This window comes from Vibrio sp. Vb1166, assembly GCF_033338695.1.
Lineage (GTDB): Bacteria > Pseudomonadota > Gammaproteobacteria > Enterobacterales > Vibrionaceae > Vibrio > Vibrio alginolyticus.
In genome coordinates this window covers 1-18,166 of the sequence record NZ_JAWOTE010000048.1, presented here as the reverse complement: position 1 = coordinate 18,166, position 18,166 = coordinate 1, and the positions used below count along the sequence as shown (strand labels likewise).

Genomic DNA, 18,166 nt, shown 5'->3' with positions numbered 1-18,166 from the left:
TCGTGCAGAAGTGGTAGGTGTGGATGTTCGTGGTGATCTTCCTGTAAGCATCACTGTTGTTCCTGCAGACTTCACCGGTGAATTGGCAAAATCTGGTGCTTACGAAATGAGCATCAAAGGCGACGGAATTGCGATTAAAGCGTTTGACCAAGCAGGTGCTTTCTACGCAGTACAATCTATCTTTGGCCTGGTAGATAGCCAAAATGCTGATTCTCTACCACAACTGTCTATTAAAGATGCGCCGCGTTTTGATTACCGTGGTGTGATGGTGGACGTGGCTCGTAACTTCCACTCTAAAGACGCGATTCTTGCAACGCTTGACCAAATGGCCGCGTACAAGATGAACAAACTACACCTTCACCTAACGGATGATGAAGGCTGGCGTTTAGAAATCCCGGGTCTGCCTGAGCTGACTGAAGTGGGTGCTAACCGTTGTTTCGATTTGGAAGAGAAAAGCTGTTTACTGCCTCAGCTTGGCTCAGGTGCAACGACAGACAACTTTGGTTCTGGCTTCTTCAGCAAAGCAGACTACGTGGACATCTTGAAGTACGCGAAAGCGCGTAACATCGAAGTGATTCCTGAAATCGATATGCCAGCACACGCTCGTGCAGCAGTGGTATCAATGGAAGCACGTTACGACCGTCTAATGGAAGAAGGTAAAGAAGCAGAAGCGAACGAGTACCGCCTGATGGATCCTCAAGATACATCGAACGTAACGACGGTTCAGTTCTACAATAAGCAAAGCTTCATCAACCCATGTATGGAATCTTCAACTCGCTTTGTTGATAAAGTGATTTCAGAAGTAGCAGCAATGCACCAAGAAGCGGGCACGCCGCTAACAACATGGCACTTTGGTGGTGACGAAGCGAAGAACATCAAGCTAGGCGCTGGTCTGCAAGACATCAACGCAGAAGACAAAGTAAGCTGGAAGGGTAACATTGATTTGTCTAAGCAAGACAAGCCATTCGCACAGTCACCACAATGTCAGACGCTAATTGCAGACGGTACGGTAAGCGATTTTGCTCATCTACCAAGCCACTTTGCAGAAGAAGTGTCGAAGATGGTGGCAGAGAAAGGCATTCCAAACTTCCAAGCTTGGCAAGATGGCCTTAAGTACAGTGAAGGTGAGAAAGCGTTCGCAACAGAAAACACACGTGTTAATTTCTGGGACGTTCTTTACTGGGGTGGCACATCATCAGTGTACGAATGGTCTAAGAAAGGTTACGACGTTATCGTTTCTAACCCAGACTACGTATACATGGACATGCCGTACGAAGTTGACCCGAAAGAACGTGGTTACTACTGGGCGACGCGTGCAACAGATACTCGTAAGATGTTTGGTTTTGCACCAGAGAACATGCCTCAGAACGCAGAAACCTCTGTAGACCGCGATGGTAACGGCTTCACTGGTAAAGGTGAAATCAAAGCGAAACCTTTCTATGGTCTATCAGCACAGCTGTGGTCTGAGACAGTACGTAACGACGAGCAATACGAGTACATGGTATTCCCTCGCGTACTGGCAGCCGCTGAACGTGCATGGCACCGTGCTGATTGGGAAAACGACTACAAAGTGGGTGTTGAATACTCGCAAAACTCTAACCTAGTAAACAAAGCTGCGCTAAACCAAGACTACAATCGCTTTGCGAACGTACTTGGCCAACGCGAACTGGCTAAGCTAGAAAAAGCGGGTATCGACTACCGCCTACCTGTACCAGGCGCGAAAGTTGAAGAGGGTAAACTGGCAATGAACGTTCAGTTCCCGGGTGTGAAGCTTCAATACTCTCTAGACGGCAAGAACTGGCTAACTTACGTAGATAATGCTCGTCCAAATGTGAAAGGTGAAGTGTTTATCCGTTCTGTGTCAGCAAGCGGTGAGAAAGCAAGTCGAGTGACCAGCGTGAAATAACTCGATTCTTGTAAGTTAATTTTTTGGCAAAGCCTCAACATCATGTTGGGGCTTTCTTTATTTTTTGAGGAAATTAAGCGTGATCGATGTCTAATTATTTTTCATTGATAAATAAGTTTTTGGTTGTAATGGTCAAGGTTATTGTGAACTTGATCGACTTAATCTGCTAAATATCAATAAATTATCTGTTTACGATCACACTTCTATTTTTTGAATAATTTTATAAAAATACGATAAGTGCCTGTATTTTCCATGTTTTTATCAGGGTTGTTGAGCTTCGGTTTGAACAAGATCACTTTTTAAAATGTTTTATTTTCCATCGCGAATTAATTAAAACAATATTGCGAACGCCAAGGAGGCACATTCCAAAGTTTGCGATAAAAGGGAAGAGATGCCCTCTAAAACTATCGCATAACGTGAATAAATAAAGGCAGTAATTATGAAAAATATTTTTGCACTGAGTGCTCTTTCTCTCGCTTTCGCTTCTAATGCTTTTGCTGGTTCTTCTTACGTAACAGGTAATGTTCAATTCCACGATGATGGTCGAATTCATGGTTCGGACGTTACGTCTACACTGGAAGCTGGTCATACTTTTGATAACCAATTCGGCGGCTTTACGGTTTATACCGAATTTGATGGTATTCAGTTGGGTAAACTGGAAACAGAAAACGGTGGCGCAGGTAACACAACACCAGCAATAACTGTGGGTGGTGAGCAGTCATTTAATATTACCGATCATTTATGGGTTGCCGCGGGTTACCAACACCTATTCTCTGCTGGCGAGAACGTACAGTACCGTCCATTGGTTAAGATCGGTTACAACTTCGATAACGGCATCTCCTTAAGTAACCGTACTCGTGCGCACATTGATGCGACAGACGCAGATGCGGATACAGATTACCGCATGGACAACCGCATCGGTTACGTGATGAATGAGGATGTGACGCTAAGCTACAACAACGTCTACATGATTGAAGCGGAAACCATGGACCACGAGCTTCGTGCAACGTGGACTCGTAAAGGTGTTCAACCTTACTTTGAGTTCCGTAGTCAAGCACACGGTGCAGAAAACGCGAGTGGTGACAGCCTAGTGAATAACGCTTTTGTATTTGGTGCCTCTTACGGCTTCTAATTTTATATTTGTCTTAACTATCCATTAAGAAAAAGCCCAGCGGTTTGTCTCGCTGGGCTTTGTTTTTATTTGCCGTTGCCTTCGTGGTGGCTATATTCGAACACTTGTCCTTTTTCGTTAAAGGCGTAAACGGTGTAGCTGTCTTTTTTGTCGCCATATTCCATACCAGGGGAGCCCATTGGCATGCCCGGTACTGATAGGCCTTTTGCGTTACGTAGTGGATTTTTCAAAAACGCTTTAATGTCTTCGGCTGGAATGTGACCTTCAAACAGATAGCCGTTGATCTCTGCCGTGTGGCAAGAGTAAAGCTGTTCATTCTTGATGCCTAGATCGCGTTTGATGGCGTTCATGTCATCGTGCAATTTTTCTTCGACCGTAAAGCCGTTCGCTTCCATGTGTTTTGTCCATTCTCCACAACAGCCACAGTATGGCGATTTATGGTTAATGACATCGGCTGCCAATACGTTGGCGGACACGGTCGCAAGCATTGCAAAGGTCAATAGTTTCAACTTCATAATACCCTCAAAAAGAAGTGGTTATTTTACTGAAAACAGTCGTAGTCGATTTGCATTACTAACGACAGTAATTGAAGACAGTGCCATTGCCGCTCCTGCGACAACAGGACTGAGCAAAAATCCAAACGCTGGGTAAAGCACGCCAGCGGCAACTGGAATACCCAACGAGTTGTAAACAAAGGCACCAAATAGGTTTTGCTTCATGTTTTTAAGTGTAGCGCGAGAGAGTTCAATCGCATGTACTACCGCCATTGGTGACGTGTTCAGGATGGTCATTTGCGAACTTTCAATGGCGACATCACTGCCGCTACCCATGGCAATACCTAGGTTGGATAACGCGAGAGCAGGGGCGTCGTTAATGCCATCCCCCACCATTGCCACGACATGTCCTTGAGATTGAAGTTGCTCAATGTGCTGAGCTTTCTCATCTGGCATTACTTGGGCAATCACTTCATCAATACCAAGTTCTTGGCCGATAGCATTGGCAACGTGTTGGTTATCGCCCGTCAGCATTACCGTTTTGATGCCTTGCGATTTTAATGCAGAGAGCGCTTGCTTCGCATCTGATTTGATCGGGTCGGCAATGGCGATCAGACCGAACAGTTCGCCGTTCAATGCCACAGCTACCGGAGTCCACGCATTTTTTGCGCATTCATCGATGGCAGGTTTTAGTGCGCTGGTCTCGACGTTCTCTGCTTGCATAAATTGAAGCGAACCAATGAGCAGCGGTTTATCTTGATACGTCGCCAAAATGCCGCGTCCGCGAACGTTCTCAAACTTGTCTAATGAGACGTCTTTTGCGTCGTGTCGTTTGGCGTAATCACATACCGCTTTTGCCAGTGGGTGCTCAGACTGACGCTCTGCCGCATACGCTAAAGCCAATAGATCTTCTTGGCTGGTGGCGTGAGTAAACACTTGCTGAACGCTAGGTTTACCTTGGGTAAGTGTGCCAGTTTTGTCGAACACAACCGTGTCGACTTTGCTTGCCAATTGCAGGGCGTCGGCGTCTTTGATCAGAATGCCGAGCTCTGCGGCTTTACCCACTCCCACCGTGACAGAAAGTGGGGTTGCTAAGCCTAGGGCGCAAGGGCAGGCGATGATCAGGACGGTTGTGGTGACCACCAGCATATAACTCGCTTTTGGCTCTGGGCCAACGGCAAACCAAACGAGCGCGGCCAGTATTGCTATACCAACAACGACAGGGACAAACACCGATGAAATCTGGTCTGCCAGTTTCGCGATGGCTGGCTTACTGCTTTGCGCTGTGCGCACCATGCGGATGATACGAGCCAGCATGGTATTTGCGCCAATGCCCGTTGCCTCAATGACTAATCCACCATCGGTGTTTAATGTCCCGGCAGACACTTGAGCCTCTTGCGCTTTTAATACTGGTACTGGTTCACCAGTGAGCATCGACTCATCAATGTATGATTCACCTTGAATCACAACACCATCAACAGGCACTTTCTCGCCTGGTTTGATACGCAGTTTCATGCCTAACGTGATTTGCTCAACCGCGATTTGTTGGTCGCCTTGTTCCGTAATTACCGTAGCTTGCTGAGGTTGCAGGTTAATCAACGCTTGTAAGGAACGTGTTGTGTTTGCTTTGGCTTTTGCTTCTATATAGTGCCCAAGAGAAATTAAGCCGATGATCATTGCACTCGCTTCAAAGTACACGTGGCGTGAAGCAAGAGGGAACCAGTCTGGGAAAATCACCACAAGCATCGAATAGAACCACGCTGCGCCAGTACCGAGCGCGACTAACGTGTCCATGGTGGCGCGCTTGTGAGTAGCTGCTAACCAAGCGTTACTGAAGAAGTGTTTCCCTGCTGTGGCAAGAAGGAGTAAACATACGATACCGATCGCGCCCCAAGCTAATTGGTCGTTGGTGTTGCGAATCATCATATTGCCGCCAGCTACGCCCCAAATCATTAAAGGGGCACCGACGACAAGGCCAGCAATAGCATCCAGTTTAAAGCGTTTTTGTTGCTGACGTTGTTGCTGTGCTTGCTTTTCTTGCTGGGTTGCGGCGTCTTGTAGGATCTCTGCTTGGTAACCGGCTTGTTTTACCGATTCAACAATTGCGTTAAGGAGGTCATCAGAGTCTTGGCTTGCGAATACTAGTGCGCTTTGTTCTGCAAGGTTGACCTGTGCTTTCTCAACGCCTTCTACGTTAGTAAGTGCTTTCTCTACTGAAGATACGCAACTCGCACACGTCATGCCTTGAATCAGCATTTGCAATTGAATACTCGCTGGTGGCACCTGCGTATCTTTAATATTGCTTTGCTTTTCTACCGGCTCGGTCTCTGGTGAGCTTTCGTTCTCTACTTCAACAGAATCAAGGTTGGCGGTATAGCCGAGTGTTGCTATTAAGTCGATCACTTGTTGCTCGGAGAGGAGGGTACGAATCTCTAAGTGCGTTGTTGAAGCCTCAAAAGAAATAACGTCTTGATTAGATTCTAATAAAGATGAAAGTTTTTTGACGCAACCGCCACAGCTTAAGCCTGAAAGGTTTAGTTCGTAGTGATTTCCTGCTTGGTAACCAAGAGATTCAATCGACGAGACGAGCTCTTTAAGAGAAGACTCGGTTTTGACCTCTACTTGCGTCGGGGACAAATTGAGGATCTCCACATCGTGATTCGCATGTAAAGCATTCTCAACTTTTCTCGCACAGCCCATGCAGTTGAGCCCTGATAAAGGTATAACTAACTGATACATAATCTGCACCTCAATAGTAGTGATGCTATGAGCTTAAACCTTCCTGCAAGGGTAAGGTCAATACCCATTTGCTACTCACAACAATTTCGTCAAAATCTCTCGAATCCCACAAGTGCACGGTCATTTTACTTGCGAGTGATCTCAAGGTTTTTTCTCTTTGAATATAAAGTTCCGTTAAAACACCTAAAAGATGAATGAAGTCGCTCACGTTTTTTAGATGCTCTCAATGTCAGTTCAGTGTCAAAACGTACTTTTAACGTTTTTTATTTTTTATATTTGATGTTAACTAATTGTTTTTTATTGATTTATTTTATTTTTGATCTTCTCATTTTGAAGTCGCTCAGATTGCTGTAGGGAAAGTTTTTTAGTGCGAAAAAAGTTTGTCATATTTGCCCCGTCCAAACACTGTTTCAAGTTCCTGCCATGTCCTAGTTAGTGAATTTGAAAATGGAAAAAACTAAAAATATAGGGGTTTATAATGTCTTACCTAAAGAAAAGCCTACTTGCCACGGCAATTACCGGCATGATGTTCAGTGGTGTTGCATTTGCTGATGGTGCAAACAGTGACGCAGCAAAAGAGTTTCTAACCAAAGATTCATTTTCTTATGAAGTTTACGGGATCATCGCGATGCAGGCCGCGTACCGCGATTACGATTCTGGCAGCAAAGCAACGGACGATGACTTGGGTGGCATGCAGCTAAACAACGAATCTCGTATCGGTTTCCGTGGTAAGAAACAATTTGCTAACTTCGACCCTACTTTTATTTGGCAAATCGAAGGCGGTTATGTAGACCCTAGCTTTGGTGGCGAGGGCGCAGGTCTTGGTGAACGTGACACATTCGTCGGTTTTGAAAGTGCATCTTGGGGGCAAATTCGCCTGGGTCGCGTTTTGACACCTATGTACGAATTGGTTGACTGGCCAGCATCTAACCCTGGCCTGGGCGATGTATACGACTGGGGTGGTGCTATTGGTGGCGCCAAGTACCAAGACCGTCAATCAAACACTATCCGCTGGGACTCTCCAATGTTTGCTGACAAATTCTCCCTAGATATCGCAGCTGGTGCAGGTGATAAAGCAGGTCTAGGTGAAGGGGATGACTACTGGGGTGGTATCGCTGCACACTACAAAATTGGTCCTATCCAGTTAGATGCGGCATATGAAGGTAACCGTAATATCAAGATGGAAAGCCAAACGTGGGAAAACAACACGTACTTGGTAGGGGCACAAGGCTGGTTTGATAACGGAATCTCTTTCTTCGCGCAATACAAATACATGGAGGCGGACGCAAGCAATGGTGTGAGTGAAAAGCAAGATGCAATGTCTGCCGCTATCATGTACACCACGGGTGATTGGCAATACAAACTGGCTTACGCCGCTAACTTTGATCTAGAGCGTGATGGTAAGAAAATTAACGATACAGCGGATGATGTGTTATCAGCACAAGTTATGTATTTCGTAGACCCATCGGCAGTGCTGTACGTACGTGCTCGTACTCTAGACTTTGGCGACGGTGCGTCTCAATTAGATAAACCAACAGAAGCACGTTGGAAGTCTGCTGACTACGACGAGTTCTCTGTAGGTGTTGAATACTACTTCTAACTAAAGAAGCAGCTAAAAGGGCGGAAACGCCCTTTTTATCTTGATACTTATTCAAATAAGCCTTTGAAATGACTGGCCTGTAAATTTTAGAGGCTTATCTAAATTGGTATAAAGTGAGAAACCATGATGAAAAAAACAACGACACTTCTCGGACTTTGCGCAATGCTTTCGGCGCCAGCTTTTGCTGCTCAACTCACTCTGCAATCTGAATTAGTTCCTCGCGTTCTCAACGGCGAGTTCGTCTACCCTGAGTGGATATCCAAGAACAACAGCATCGAGTTAAAGGATGGGGAAAACCAATTGGCGGTAACGGTTGGACAAATCGTATTTGAAGATGGAAAGCGCCGTAAATTCGATTCGCAGCCGCTGGTATTAGAGTTTGATGCAGAAAAAGACACCGAGCTTTCTCTGACTTATCAAACATTCCGTACTATTGAAGAGGCGAGAGCCTTCGAACTCGATCCTAAAGTGGTATTGAAAGACAAAAACGGAAAAGAAGTGGCATTCTCTATGGTTCAACTTCGTAAAGGTGGTTTGCAAGGTTTTCGTGATTACGAACGAGAAGTTGCCGACTATAATAACGCAATGAATAAAGAATCGACTAAGGCAAGCATTGCGTCTTCTCCAGCGGAAACCAAAACAATCAAAGCATCGTTTAATGAATTGAGCCGTGAAGAGCAGCAAGAATTTATGCAATGGGCAATGCGTAACCTGAAGTAATTTCGTCTCGTGCTTTAACAGTAAATAGCAGGGCTGTGCCTTTTTGGTTCTGCCCCGTTTTTATTTCTGTTGTCAAACCGATTGTAGAATTGACTTACGGTGGTAAAATGTCGCCACTTTTATCCTTGACATTACAACGAGAGATCTCTCGTTGCTCATTACCCCTAAGGAACTCAAATGACGGTTAAAACTCGTTTTGCTCCTAGCCCAACTGGCTATCTACACGTTGGTGGTGCGCGTACTGCACTTTACTCTTGGCTATACGCTAAAAACCAAGGTGGTGAATTCGTTCTACGTATCGAAGATACAGACCTTGAGCGTAACTCTCAGGAAGCGGTTGATGCAATTCTTGAAGGCATGGAATGGCTAGGCTTGGAGTGGGATGAAGGTCCTTACTACCAAACTCAACGTTTTGACCGTTACAACGAAATGGTTGATAAGCTTCTTGCTGAAGACAAAGCTTACAAATGTTACGCGTCTAAAGAGCTGCTAGATGAAATCCGTGCAGAGCAAGAAGCAAATAAAGAAATGCCTCGCTACGATGCTAACCATCCAAAAATCAAAGCAGCAAACGAAGCGGCAAAAGATGGCGATCCATGTGTTATCCGTTTCCGTAACCCGAAAGAAGGCAGCGTAGTATTTGATGATCAAATCCGTGGTCGCATTGAAATCCGCAACGATCAAATGGATGACCTAATCATTCGTCGTACTGACGGTTCACCTACTTACAACTTCTGTGTAGTAGTGGATGACTGGGACATGGGTATCACTCACGTTGTTCGTGGCGAAGACCACATCAACAACACGCCTCGTCAAATCAACATCTACGAAGCACTAGGTGCGCCAGTACCAACATTTGCACACTGTGCAATGATCCTGGGTGATGACGGCGCGAAACTGTCTAAACGTCACGGCGCTGTATCAGTCATGCAATACCGCGATATGGGTTACCTGCCTGCGGCACTAAACAACTACCTAGTGCGCCTTGGTTGGTCTCATGGTGACCAAGAAATCTTCTCTCAAGAAGAGATGATCAATCTATTTAGCCTAAACGCAGTATCTAAGTCAGCGTCTGCTTTTAACACTGACAAACTGCAATGGTTGAACAACCACTACATCAAGAACTCAGATCCTGCGTACGTTGCTGAGCATCTACAATGGCATCTAGATCAACAAAAACTAGACGTAACGAATGGTCCTGCTATCACTGACGTGATCAATCTAGTGGGTGAGCGTTGCAACACGCTAGTTGAGCTAGCTGAGCAAATCCGTTACTTCTATGAAGATTTCTCTGAGTTTGAAGCGGGCGCAGCGAAGAAACATCTACGTGGCGTGGCTAAAGAGCCTCTAGAACTTGCATTAGCGAAAGTGGAAGCACTAACTGAGTGGACGACAGCGAACATCAAAGATGGCGTTATCGCAGCAGTATGTGAAGAGTTGGAAATCGGCATGGGCAAAATCGGTATGCCATTACGTGTTGCTGTAACAGGCGGCGGTCAGTCTCCTTCTGTCGATGCAGTAATGGAGCTGGTTGGAAAAGAGCGTTGTATTGCTCGCATTAAGATGGCGCTTGAGTTCATTGCTGAGCGTGAAGCAAACGCATAATTGCTTTGAACTGAACGTTCTTTTTGAATAAATAGTCACAAAGCCGCGGTGAGCAACCGCGGCTTTTTTGTATCTTCAATTTAGATAACGAGAAACTTTCTCTCATATTGGTGAATGAAGAGATGGTTTCACCTGTAATTTACCTCAATATGGATAAGATTTTTTAATCCAAACATCGTTGGCGTGAATAAAAAACGAGCGATTATATATCAAATATCTGATTGATTTTTATCCATGTTCCTTAAAGTTCCATTTTGTTTGTCTCATTTTTAAGAAAAACCTTTGCTTTAGCTATGTTGTTCTAAAAATTAAAGCAAACGTTTGCGTCGTGATTGCGTGGGGATTTTTTTGCTTAAGATCACATGTTGTCGAGATTTTTGATGACAATAAATTGACAGAATTGGGATTTTTCTCGCGATTTCTTAGCGTTATAGTTCATCCCGTCAGCGATACCGAGATGGCGATATGTATCACTGAACAGGAAATGTACGTAAGTTGCTTCCATAAAAAAAATGCATGTGCATAAAAAGAAGCTGACTAAGTATCTCACTCAAGGAATGAATAAAAAGAATTGAAATACAACGTCAGTCAGACGGCGCATTTCGGCATCTAACAAAAGAACTTCTTTAGAGGAATCAATAATGAAAAAATTAGCAGCGGTAATTTCAGCGTCTCTACTTATGGCTTCAGCAGCACAAGCAGAAGTATACGTTGGTGGTAAGATGGGTAAGTCATGGATGGAAGACGCGTGTGTAGCGGGCCAGGCTTGTGACAAAGATGATTCTACTCTTGGCGCTTTTGTTGGTTACGAAATGAATAAATACTTCGCAGTAGAAGCGGGTTTCGACAACATCGGTGATTTTAACCAAACTTCTTTCGGTGGCCACGTAGAAGCAATCACTCTTGCTCCTAAATTTAGCCTACCAATCACTGAAGACATCGCACTTTACGGTAAAGTGGGTGGCGCTTACGTAATGTTTGATGGCAAAGATGATTACTCTTACCTAGGCGCGGCTGGTCTTGAATTCAACCTAAGCCAAAACGTAACAGCTCGTGCGGAATACCAAACACTGACTGACATCAGCAACGATGTAACTCGTGCGACAGGTAACACTGCAACACTAGGTGTTTCTTTCAAATTCGGCGGCAACGATGAGCCAGTAATCGTAGAAGAGCCAGTTGTTGTTGAAGAAGTGGTTGTAGAAGAAGTGGTAGAAGAGCCAGTTGTAGTTACGAAAACATTCGAAACTCAAACAATTGGCACAGGTAGCTTCGATCTAAACAGCACAACTCTAAAACCAGAGAGCGCTGCAAAACTTGATAACCTAGTTGCTTTCCTAAACGAGCACCCACAAGCGAACGTTGAAGTTGTAGGTTACACAGATACGTCTGGTCCAGCAGCTTACAACCTAAAGGTTTCTGAAAAACGTGCTGAGTCTGTTGCTAACGCACTCGTTGAAAAAGGTATTGATTCATCACGTATCCAAGCTCGTGGCGAAGGTGAAAACAACCCAATCGTTTCAAACGACACTCGTGAAGGTCGTCAACAAAACCGTCGCGTAGAAGTCGTTGTTCCAGAATTTGAATACCAAGTTCAGCAATAAGCTCCTATTCGACCGTAGTATAGAAGACTGAAGCTGAAAGCCCCAAAGAGTTCGCTCTTTGGGGCTTTTTATTTCTCTTTAAAAACTGACTGAAATGTTCAAAGTGGCTAGGTATTACTTAAGATCAATGCTGTTTAAACGCCCCATAAATGTCAGGATCTCCAAGTTATCTTTATGTGCTTCTAACAACGCTTTTTTGGTTTGCATGTAGGCGGCAAGTTTGCCGTACTTACTAATGGAGCGAACCACCGTTTTATATTTATACTCACCGTCATCATTGAACTCTCGCCACTTGGCGATGTAACACGTATCTCGGTTGTCAGGGTTTTCAAGAGTAGGGTTAGGCTTGTGAACGATTTTAGGCTCAACGCTATGTGGAAGCCTAGTCATTAGGTAAGGGTCTTTCAAAAGACGTCGCCAGAATTTGCCCCACATTTGCCGGCCTAACTCGTTTCTCAGCTTAATGGCTTTTTGTAAGCCTTTCTTTTCTCCAATACGAACAAATCCTACCGAGCGGTGTAGTACCGTATCCTCGGGGGTATGGATATGTATCTTAAAGGCTGTCTTGCCTTTAGAAATAAAGCGGTGTCCAGTGTTAGTTATTAAATTGCTCTTAGACATAGTGCTAACTAATAATTTTATTAATAGCTAAAAGGGTAAGCAAAACTCATAGATAATTAAAGTAATAAAATACAAAACTGTAAATAGGGCTTGTTGAAATGATTTCAAGGGGAAGAAGTCAGATCAGTAGAAGGGTTTATCCCGTAACCGAAACACCCGATCCGATCATATTGATTACTGGGAAGATTATCTAACACGATGTACTAGGGGGAGCAGTGCGAGGCTTGAAATTGAAGATACAAAAAAGCCTTAGCTCAAGTGGGAGCTAAGGCTATGATATGGCGCCCCCAGTAGGATTCGAACCTACGACCTGTCCCTTAGGAGGGGACTGCGCTATCCAGCTGTGCCATGGGGGCGTAATACCAATAGTTGCAGTTCATTGCACTGTTTTACTGAGTTCAAATCTAGCAATCTACCAGATCTGTATCAGCATCACGTTGAACGATTCGCTACGGTCATTGGTATAATCAAATAAGATGCGCTGCCTATGATATTCAAAAGTGAGCATATCTCAAGACTTAATGTTTGCTTTTATAGGATCTTGTTCATTACGTCGCCAATTTGAACGCTAGACGCTAAATTTGGCTGATCAATCGTCAGTTCCGCTTCGTGTTCGTATATGCGTGATACCGTTAATGTAATTTCGCTTTGCGAGACTTTGTTTCTTGGCAATCCATTTTGGTCGATAAACGACGCGGTGTGCCAAAGCTGTAATTTGTCTCCCTCTTTTACGCCGTGCATACGGCCGAGATCCATCGTTACGGTATTACCGAAGACTGCCACAACCTCTGGCAGTGTAATTTTGCAAGATAGCTCCGACTCCAGATCCAACATAATATTGCGACTAACGCGAAGCATCATCTCGCCATAGGTCGATGCCCAAAAACGTGCACTACGAGTGTCCACTTGACTCGTCTTAGCAAATGGCCAACGCGCGACCTCACGGTAGGCTTTGTTGAAGATTTCATGGCCAGTTTTACCATCAAATACTTTCATTTCTAACGCAAACTGACGATTGATGATGTCATCTTGCAATAGTTGAGATTCGACCGTTGCAGTGAGATCGGTTATGACCCCTCCAATGATGTATTGTGCGCCATTGTCTTGTGCGATCATTTGAGTGCGAGCAGGATAGTTGCTGCTTATTGAGTAGTCCGTTGTACCAACAGACACAAAGCTGCGTGAGGTTTGATCAAGTTGACGGTTCACTACGTGGCTAAAATCGTCACCAACTTGATAAATTTGTCCCATCACTGCTTGTTGTGGTGATGCGACCTCAATATTGCCGACCAGCATTGTCTTTTTGTATTGATCGGTGTGGCAACCCGTTGCCGATGGATAAATATCAACGCGGATTTTTACCTCGACTTTACCGCGACGTTTGCGTTCAGACTCGACCAAAATGTAACGGACTTCATGATTGGTAAACTGGTATTCGTTGCGGCTTTCTTCTAATAGCGGCATCAAGTTGCTAATACTGCCAATATCTGCGCCCGAAAAATTGACGGCTTTGAACAGCGCGTCTTCCAACGCATGGAGCCTTGCCGTCTCTTCTGAAGAAACGATGGTGGCAACGCCTGTGACTTCATACCAAGATGCCATGACCTTAAAAGGCACAAGCATCACTAAAGTGATTGAAAACAGACTGTTTAATATTTTTTTCATTGGTTACAACCGTTCGGGTATAAATATTGCTTTAACAAATTCAGTGAAGTTTGGTGGGTTTTTCTTCGTTAGGCAAACAAAGAAAAGCAAAGACTGTTCCAATATTCACTTTCTTGGAAAGGAATTAATAAAGAACGGTATCACCTAAGATTATCTGGAGAATCAAACCATGAAAAAGTGGCTTGTCGCCGCATCGATGATGACGCTTCTGACATCGTGCGCGTACTCACCGATTTACAATGGTAAAGAACCGTACTCGGGAAGCCAGTTCATGCTGATGGATAGTCCGCGTCATACGATGGACTTTTTCATTGAGAGCATGACAGAAGACCTGATGGTTTCTAATGTGGCAGTATCAGCGCGGACACCGATTGCGATTACCTCGTTTGTTGATCTACAAAATATGGATGCAACAAACTGGTTAGGTAACTCGGTCTCTGAAGGTTTTATCCATCAGTTTCAGCGCCGAGGGTTTAAAGTGGTTGATTTCAAAACTACGGGCTCTATTCAAGTGACGCAGCAGGGCGATTTTGCTTTAAGTCGTGATTGGCAAGATTTAGCTCAAGAGCAGCAAATTCAGTATGTACTGACCGGAACAATGCTGCGCCAAGAGGGCGGAGTGCTTGTCAATGCACGCGTGGTTGGCATGCAAAGCCGTGTAGTTGTAGCGACAGCGCAAGGTTTCCTTCCGGCTGACCGTATTGGGCGTGACTTAGATACGTTAAATAGCATCCGCACACAAGATGGTGTGTTGATTCGCTCAGACCCAACCATTCGTCAGCCGTACACTGTGATTCTGCGTCCATAGGATAGAAGCATGAAGAAGTTATTATTTATTGTTGCCACACTGATATTGGTGGGGTGTCAGCCATTACAACAGATGCGTCAAGATGAAATCTTAGTGGCAGTGGGTTACGCCAGTGTCAGTGAGCAAACAGGCCGCACAGTAGAAGAAAAGCGTGTACGAGCGATGCGTGCATCAAAAATTGATGCTTATCGTGAGCTAGCAGAGCAAGTTTATGGCATGCGTGTTAGTGGACGTGCAGAGCTGCAAGACCAGCGTTTGGGTATTGAAAGCACCACTGGTGCCGTCGATGGTGTAATTCGTGGTGCAGAAGTTGTGCGTAGTTATCTTGTTGAAGACAGTTATGTGACTGAGCTGCGTCTGGATATCCGTAAAATGGATAAGCTACGTGATTATGGAGAAGTTCAGCAGGTGCCTGAGAAGCGTCAACAAACCTTGTTCTAATGCCCTAAGCGCATTACTTCAGAAGACCAGATAATCTTTCCCGCGGCTGATTGGCAACAATGAGTCGCTTTTTTATATCTACATTCTAGAGATGGTGGGGCAGGAGTGACGTTTAGGCTTTTATATTGGTGCCAAGTGTCGAAATAGTATGGGTTTTGCCACCGGCATTGTAGGTCATGCCCACTTTGCCATGAGTTCGCTGAAGCATGTTATTGAGTTTATTGAAACTCAGCTGTGCGCGACTAAGCGATTCACCATTTACTTTGTTGACTTGTTGACAGTCGAGGACGATCGATTGGATTTGAGCAACAACCTGACTTAGGTGCTCATCTTCAGTAAGTTGATTGACGTGCGGGTGAGAGGCGATTCGCTGATCAGTCGTTCTAAGCTGATCAATGAGTGTCATCTTCTGTTTGGCAATATTCTCAATCTCGGTAGAGACACGCGCCGTGATTGCTTGTGTTTCTTGGCGTAAAACAGCGGAAAGTGCCTTAGCATTTTCTAGCTGGAAATTAACGAGATCGACTAATGCTGCCATAAAATACTTACCTTCGGCCTAAGTCAGTTAGCTTTTGCCTTGCAATTCGTTTTCAAACTTAATCATGTTGTCAGCCAATTTTTCAGGATCGACTTTGTATGAACCGTTAGTGATAGCTTCTTTGATTGCTGCAACTTTGGCGCTGTCATATGCCGGAGAAGCTGCCATATCCTTCTGGAGTTTACTGACGGCTTTACTTTGCTGGCTGAGTGATACTGCGTCTTGTTGCGCTGGCGCTTTTTTTGATTCTGTCGTGCTGGTAGCATTGGAATCGTTACGTGCAGGTGCGCGACTTGTTGTCGTCATCATTTGCCCTGAACGTATATTATCTATACTTGCCATGTTTAACCTTTGCCTTGTATCGTAATACTGGTATCCAGACTATCGACCAGCGCAAAAATAACTTTAGTCATTTTTTGCATTTTTATTGATCAGTTTAAACACGCTACCAGTGGGTATTAAAAATTAACAGTGATTTCCGCAATGTCAGTCACTATGCCTTCTATTATACGTTGTGACTTATCATTTTTCACTCTTACTTGATCGCCAGCTGAACCATCCTGCAATGCTGTGCCTTGCGTTGTGATCGTCATGCCAGAATTCACCGCTTTGATAATGACCTTTTCATTTCGGCATACCACACAAACATCATTTCTCTCTACGACATCGCCTAAGCGAACATTACGCTTTAGCTTTGCCCCAACCACTTGATCGTAGCTAGAAAATCCATCTTTACGAAAGCGCTGTAGCTCGATCATGGAAGTGGTAACATCCGATGCGCTGACGATTTCTCCTCTCCCTAGTGTTCGTGTCGCGACGATCATTGGTACTGATACCGAGATCCTCACAGGGACATAGACTTTCCAGTCATCCGGTTGGCATTCCACTAACACATTGATGTTACTTCTCGTGCTGCTGGTGGAAGAGGCAGATGTATCTAACGGAACAGGGCAATCCGTTGCTTTTATTCTCGAGTCGATCTCTGCCGCATTAACAGATAGCTCGCCACCATCAGGCTGATCAACCGTAGCAAGAATATGTTGTTCTGCTGCTGTTTTTATTTGCTCGATCTGATTATCTGAAGCTGAATGAACAAAAAAGCTAAACATACTGAGCAAAATGCCGATAGACTTAGCGTACTTTGTAATTAGCGCTCTACATATTGTCATAGTCAATGGTGTCGAAGTGAAAGTGAAATACGCCATACTGTCTCCCTGGTATCGTGCTTGCCAGTGGTAGAGTATCATTTAAAAACAAAAAGTTTGAGATGGAGATGAGCATATGACGGGGATTCTTGACTCGGTGAATCAGCGTACGCAACTCGTCGGTCAGAACCGATTGGAATTATTGACCTTTCGACTGATGGGCCGACAGCGCTACGGCATTAACGTATTCAAAGTGAAAGAAGTACTACAGTGCCCTAAGCTGACTTCAATGCCAAATCTACACCCTCTGGTTAAAGGTATCGCTCATATCCGCGGCCATACCGTGTCCGTTATTGATTTGAGCCTGGCAATTGGTGGCCGCCCAACCACTGATTTAGATAAATGTTTTGTTGTTATTGCAGAATTTAACCGTACGATCCAAGCATTTTTGGTATCATCGGTTGAGCGTATTATCAATATGCATTGGGAAGCGATTTTGCCACCGCCAGACGGCGCAGGTAAAGCGCACTACTTGACTGCCGTGACAAACATTGACAATGAGCTGGTTGAAATCCTTGACGTTGAAAAAATCCTGGCAGAAATTGCGCCAGTTGATGAAACGATGGATTCCGCTATTGGCGAAGAAATCGCACAAGCAGAACAAGAAAAGCCTATTGTACGCCGCATACTGATTGCTGATGACTCGACGGTCGCGCGTAAACAGGTAGAGCGTGCGATTACATCCATCGGTTTTGAGGTCGTATCTGTCAAAGACGGCAAAGAAGCGTACAATAAGTTGATTGAAATGGCTCAAGAAGGCAATATCTACGATCAAATTTCGTTGGTTATTTCCGATATTGAAATGCCAGAAATGGACGGCTATACCTTAACGGCTGAAATTCGCAGACATGCAGATTTGAAAGACCTTTATGTTATCCTCCATTCTTCATTAAGTGGTGTATTCAACCAAGCTATGGTTGAGCGTGTAGGTGCCAACACCTTCATTGCGAAATTTAACCCAGATGAGTTGGGTAACGCGGTTAAATCTGCATTAACACAATAAAAGAGACATTAATGACTGCTATTACAATCAGTGATCAAGAGTATCGTGACTTTAGCCGTTTTCTAGAATCGCAATGTGGCATCGT

At 44.6% G+C, this 18,166-nt stretch carries 16 protein-coding genes and 1 tRNA gene; 9 read left to right on the top strand and 8 right to left on the bottom strand.

Annotated elements, in window-relative coordinates:
• Positions 1-1,906, top strand: a 1,906-nt coding sequence (locus R7E51_RS23365) for a family 20 glycosylhydrolase (RefSeq protein WP_318128323.1), incomplete at its 5' end; no start/stop codon positions are given.
• Positions 1,907-2,345: 439 nt separating this feature from the next.
• Positions 2,346-3,038 carry an oligogalacturonate-specific porin KdgM family protein gene (locus R7E51_RS23360; RefSeq protein WP_017819981.1) on the top strand — a complete coding sequence of 231 codons (693 nt, stop codon included), beginning with the start codon at positions 2,346-2,348 and terminating at the stop codon, positions 3,036-3,038.
• A 65-nt stretch (positions 3,039-3,103) separates the two neighbouring features.
• On the opposite strand, the gene R7E51_RS23355 is transcribed toward R7E51_RS23360, so the two are convergent.
• Positions 3,104-3,553: a DUF411 domain-containing protein gene (locus tag R7E51_RS23355; RefSeq protein WP_206958486.1), complete on the bottom strand. Its 450-nt coding sequence runs from the start codon at positions 3,551-3,553 to the stop codon at positions 3,104-3,106.
• Positions 3,554-3,574: 21 nt separating this feature from the next.
• The gene (locus R7E51_RS23350; RefSeq protein WP_206958484.1) at positions 3,575-6,271 is read right to left on the bottom strand and encodes a heavy metal translocating P-type ATPase; all 2,697 of its coding nucleotides are present in this window, start codon (positions 6,269-6,271) and stop codon (positions 3,575-3,577) included.
• A 478-nt stretch (positions 6,272-6,749) separates the two neighbouring features.
• Between R7E51_RS23350 and chiP the strand changes: the two genes are divergently transcribed.
• From chiP to R7E51_RS23330, 4 genes are all read left to right on the top strand, one after another.
• Entirely contained in the window at positions 6,750-7,871 is a 1,122-nt protein-coding gene (gene chiP, locus R7E51_RS23345) for a chitoporin (protein WP_017819978.1), read from the top strand.
• 123 nt (positions 7,872-7,994) lie between these two features.
• Positions 7,995-8,591 (top strand): YccT family protein, encoded by a 597-nt coding sequence (locus R7E51_RS23340; RefSeq protein ID WP_005382008.1) that lies wholly within the window; start codon positions 7,995-7,997, stop codon positions 8,589-8,591.
• Positions 8,592-8,768: 177 nt separating this feature from the next.
• The gene (gene gltX / locus R7E51_RS23335) at positions 8,769-10,196 is read left to right on the top strand and encodes a glutamate--tRNA ligase (RefSeq protein WP_206958482.1); all 1,428 of its coding nucleotides are present in this window, start codon (positions 8,769-8,771) and stop codon (positions 10,194-10,196) included.
• Positions 10,197-10,837: 641 nt separating this feature from the next.
• A complete protein-coding gene (locus R7E51_RS23330; protein ID WP_206958480.1) occupies positions 10,838-11,800 on the top strand; it encodes an OmpA family protein in 963 nt (320 codons plus the stop codon).
• Positions 11,801-11,914: 114 nt separating this feature from the next.
• Here R7E51_RS23330 and R7E51_RS23325 read toward each other — a convergent pair whose 3' ends face one another.
• The 3 genes from R7E51_RS23325 to R7E51_RS23315 all read right to left on the bottom strand — a co-directional run bounded on the left by R7E51_RS23325 (position 11,915) and on the right by R7E51_RS23315 (position 14,086).
• Positions 11,915-12,421: a hypothetical protein gene (locus R7E51_RS23325; protein WP_005382011.1), complete on the bottom strand. Its 507-nt coding sequence runs from the start codon at positions 12,419-12,421 to the stop codon at positions 11,915-11,917.
• A gap of 279 nt (positions 12,422-12,700) precedes the next feature.
• Positions 12,701-12,777: transfer RNA gene (locus R7E51_RS23320), tRNA-Arg, on the bottom strand.
• 175 nt (positions 12,778-12,952) lie between these two features.
• The gene (locus R7E51_RS23315; RefSeq protein WP_005382012.1) at positions 12,953-14,086 is read right to left on the bottom strand and encodes a flagellar assembly protein FlgT; all 1,134 of its coding nucleotides are present in this window, start codon (positions 14,084-14,086) and stop codon (positions 12,953-12,955) included.
• A gap of 169 nt (positions 14,087-14,255) precedes the next feature.
• Here R7E51_RS23315 and R7E51_RS23310 point away from each other — a divergent pair, with 169 nt between their 5' ends.
• Positions 14,256-14,894, top strand: a complete 639-nt coding sequence (locus R7E51_RS23310; protein ID WP_005382013.1) for a FlgO family outer membrane protein — start codon at positions 14,256-14,258, stop codon at positions 14,892-14,894.
• Between the two features lie 9 nt (positions 14,895-14,903).
• Entirely contained in the window at positions 14,904-15,335 is a 432-nt protein-coding gene (gene flgP / locus R7E51_RS23305; protein ID WP_005382014.1) for a flagellar assembly lipoprotein FlgP, read from the top strand.
• Between the two features lie 112 nt (positions 15,336-15,447).
• Here the strand turns inward: flgP and R7E51_RS23300 are convergent, their stop codons facing one another.
• The 3 genes from R7E51_RS23300 to flgA all read right to left on the bottom strand — a co-directional run bounded on the left by R7E51_RS23300 (position 15,448) and on the right by flgA (position 17,078).
• Positions 15,448-15,873 (bottom strand): flagella synthesis protein FlgN, encoded by a 426-nt coding sequence (locus R7E51_RS23300; protein WP_012842057.1) that lies wholly within the window; start codon positions 15,871-15,873, stop codon positions 15,448-15,450.
• Positions 15,874-15,900: 27 nt separating this feature from the next.
• Complete coding sequence (flgM, locus tag R7E51_RS23295; protein ID WP_167415057.1) at positions 15,901-16,215, bottom strand: flagellar biosynthesis anti-sigma factor FlgM; 315 nt, start codon at positions 16,213-16,215, stop codon at positions 15,901-15,903.
• Positions 16,216-16,331: 116 nt separating this feature from the next.
• Positions 16,332-17,078, bottom strand: a complete 747-nt coding sequence (gene flgA, locus R7E51_RS23290; protein ID WP_005382020.1) for a flagellar basal body P-ring formation chaperone FlgA — start codon at positions 17,076-17,078, stop codon at positions 16,332-16,334.
• Between the two features lie 76 nt (positions 17,079-17,154).
• Between flgA and R7E51_RS23285 the strand changes: the two genes are divergently transcribed.
• On the top strand, positions 17,155-18,081 hold the full coding sequence (locus R7E51_RS23285; RefSeq protein WP_005382022.1) for a chemotaxis protein CheV: 927 nt from the start codon (positions 17,155-17,157) through the stop codon (positions 18,079-18,081).
• Positions 18,082-18,166 lie beyond the last annotated feature (85 nt).